The 2239-nt window shown below is 72.1% G+C and carries 4 protein-coding genes; 2 read left to right on the top strand and 2 right to left on the bottom strand.

Translation table 11 applies throughout. The annotated features are described in order from the left end of the window. On the top strand, positions 1-603 hold a 603-nt coding region (locus GT042_RS27485; protein WP_345943945.1), incomplete at its 5' end, for a type ISP restriction/modification enzyme. A gap of 37 nt (positions 604-640) precedes the next feature. On the opposite strand, the gene GT042_RS27480 is transcribed toward GT042_RS27485, so the two are convergent. After that, a complete protein-coding gene (locus GT042_RS27480) occupies positions 641-931 on the bottom strand; it encodes a hypothetical protein (RefSeq protein ID WP_161311416.1) in 291 nt (96 codons plus the stop codon). Continuing rightward, a complete protein-coding gene (locus GT042_RS27475; RefSeq protein ID WP_161311415.1) occupies positions 928-1665 on the bottom strand; it encodes a TetR/AcrR family transcriptional regulator in 738 nt (245 codons plus the stop codon). The genes GT042_RS27480 and GT042_RS27475 overlap by 4 nt, the downstream gene beginning before the upstream one ends. A gap of 63 nt (positions 1666-1728) precedes the next feature. Here GT042_RS27475 and GT042_RS27470 point away from each other — a divergent pair. After that, positions 1729-2239, top strand: a 511-nt coding sequence (locus GT042_RS27470; RefSeq protein WP_161311414.1) for an ATP-binding cassette domain-containing protein, incomplete at its 3' end; no start/stop codon positions are given.

Raw genomic sequence — 2239 nt, 5'->3', positions numbered from 1 at the left:
CCCTCGCCGCGCGGACCGGTGGTGCCGCTCGCCGCCGACCCCGGCGTGTGGTCCGCCGGGGTGGAGCTGGGGCGGCTGATGACCGGGATCCAGCTGCGCGGCGCGCACGGCGGCGTACGGCACCGGCTGCCCGGTGGCCGCCGGCCCTACGTACGTGCCACGGTCCCCGACCGCCCCGAGTCGCTCGCGTACGACCCCGGGGAGGAGGTTCTGTCGCTCGGTACGGGCCGCGTCGCGCCGGTGCCCGCCGGGGCCTGGGACTTCATGATCGGGGGCGTACGGATCCTGGAGCTGTGGTTCGAGCGGCGTGCCGGGCTCCCGGAAGGAACCGAGCCGGGCACACTGGCGGCGATCCGGCCCCCGGGCTGGCGGCGGGAGTGGACCTCGGAGCTGCTCGACCTGATCACCGTACTGGCGCTCCTCGCCGAACTGGAGCCGCGCAGGGAGCAGTTGCTCACCGACCGGCTGCTCACCGCCCCCACCCTCACGCGCGACGACCTGCACACGGCCGGCGTCCTCCCGCCCCCGGCGGCAGCGCGCCGCCCAGCGTCCGTACTGGACCACCACGAAGAGGGCCCGGAGGGCCAGTTCGCCCTGATCTAGACGCGTGGGGATCGCCCGTCCGGAACGCCGGTGGCGGTCAGGCCTCGTCTGCGGCGGGGACAAGCAGCTGGGGGTCGATGTCCGTCACATCGTCCGCGGAGCCCAGCTTGTCCGCCGCCCACATGAGCCGGTCGTACTCGTCCTGCCCGAGCGTGAGCCGATACGAATTGACCGTGTTGACGAGGTAGTCGACCGCCATTTCCGATTCGTCGCTGTCGACCATGCTCCGGACCGAACCGAGGGCGGGCACGTGTGTCCCCCGGGCCAGGGCCCGCTGCTCCACCGCATCGGCCACCGAGCGAATGACGTCGTCCGCTGAACTGTTCACGAGCCGTCCCGTACCCCGCGCGCCTGCCCGCCGAACGAGTCCAGGACGCGGTCCAGGGCCCGTTCGAACACCGCGTCCAGGTCCACCGGTTCGGACGCCGACGTCATCAGGGCCGCCAGGCGCGGGAAGCGGCCCGAGGCGATTTCGCGGCCCAAGTAGGCCATGCGGACCGCCTGTTCCTGTTCCGCCGACCACGGCAGGGTGCGGTTGCGTTCCGCCGTCTGGAGTTCGTGGGCGACGAAGGTGGTGACCACCCCGCTGATCATCGAGATCAGCTCCATCTTCTCGCCGGGGGGCAGGTCGAGCGGATCGAGGCACGCGAGGCTGAATTCGAGGTACAGCAAACCGTTCGGGGTGAAGCCGTAGTTCGACGACATCACCGTCGACATCCAGGGATGGCGGTGCATCATCGCGCGCCCCCGGTGCGCCAGCGCCGCCGTGTCGGCCCGCCAGTCGCCGGACGGCTTCTCCGGCAGCGGGAACTCCCCCGCCGCCGCGTCGAACATCAGCTCGTACAGATCCTCCTTGCGCGGCACGTAGTTGTAGAGCGACATCGTGCCGCAGCCCAGCTCGGCCGCCACATGGCGCATGGAGACGGCCGCGATGCCGCCCTCGTCGGCCAGTTTGACCGCCGCCGCCGCGATGTCGGCGCGGCTGAACGCCGGCCGGGGGCCGCGTCCCGCCCGCTCGGGGCGGGTCCAGATCACTTCGGGTTCAGCAGGTCGCCCCGCCATCGCTCATCACCTCGCCCACCATCGTAGTTACGTACAGCGTACGTAGTTTGATACGGTGGGCCCATGACAACTACGTACGCTGTACTTAGTGAAGGTCTGGAGAAGCGATACGGCGATGTCCACGCCCTGAGAGGCCTGGATCTGGCCGTGCCCGAGGGCACGGTCTGCGGGGTGCTCGGGCCGAACGGGGCGGGGAAGACCACGGCGGTACGGGTGTTGACGACGCTCACCCGCGCCGACGCGGGGGGCGCCCGGGTCGCCGGGCACGACATCCGCCGGGAGCCGGGCGCGGTGCGCCGGGCCATCGGGGTCGCGGGGCAGTACGCGTCGGTCGACGGCGATCTGTCGGGCCGCGAGAACCTCCGGCTCTTCGCCCAACTGCTCGGCGTCCGGGGCGCGGCGGGCCGCGCCCGCGCCGACGCGCTCCTGGAGCGCTTCGAACTGGCGGACGCGGCCGACCGGACCGTACGGACCTACTCGGGCGGCATGCGCAGACGGCTCGACCTGGCCGCCGCCCTGCTGACCCGCCCCCGCGTGCTGTTCCTGGACGAGCCGACCACCGGACTCGACCCGC

The sequence above is a fragment of the Streptomyces sp. SID3212 genome, from assembly GCF_009865405.1.
In the GTDB taxonomy this organism is placed as follows: Bacteria; Actinomycetota; Actinomycetes; order Streptomycetales; family Streptomycetaceae; genus Streptomyces.
Note: the sequence above shows the minus strand (reverse complement) of the source record. Positions and strands in the feature narration are given on the sequence as shown.

Excerpts from the sequence above, each read along its gene's own strand:
- GT042_RS27475 (WP_161311415.1), bottom strand. The coding sequence starts at position 1,665 with ATGGCGGGGCGACCTGCTGAACCCGAAGTGATCTGGACCCGCCCCGAG.